Origin of the sequence: Paenibacillus xylanivorans, assembly GCF_001280595.1 — a bacterium.
Taxonomy (GTDB): domain Bacteria; phylum Bacillota; class Bacilli; order Paenibacillales; family Paenibacillaceae; genus Paenibacillus; species Paenibacillus xylanivorans.
The window spans coordinates 1-368 of sequence record NZ_LITU01000017.1; the positions used below are offsets into that span (position 1 = coordinate 1).

Annotated in this window: 1 protein-coding gene; it reads left to right on the forward strand. The window is 41.8% G+C overall.

All coding sequences use genetic code 11. From position 1 onward, the window contains the following. The first annotated feature begins 40 nt into the window (after nucleotides 1-40). Nucleotides 41-280, forward strand: a complete 240-nt coding sequence (locus AMS66_RS01770) for a NifU family protein (protein ID WP_053779191.1) — start codon at nucleotides 41-43, stop codon at nucleotides 278-280. Nucleotides 281-368: the final 88 nt, after the last annotated feature.

The window sequence follows — 368 nt, forward strand, 5'->3', positions numbered from 1 at the left end:
GTGAAGCTGATAGCACAGCCTCTATGAAAGGAGTCATAAAATGAGAGATTCTGAGGAATTGTTCGAAGAGGTAGACGATGTATTGAGAAAACTGCGTCCTTTTTTAATGCGCGATAACGGGGATGCTGAATTGGTTGAGGTTAAGTATGGAGTGGCTAAATTAAAATTCTTGGGAGAGTGCAACGGCTGTCCTAGTGCAACGATCACATTGAAGGCTGGTATTGAACGTGCCATTTTTGAAGAAGTGGATGGCATTCATGAAGTCGTTCAAGTCTTCTAGAAAAAGGGTGACCAAACAAACTGCTTTCATGCTGACATACGTTTGGACCTGCCTTTTCGCTACAATAAGAGCGTAAACTAACTTGAAA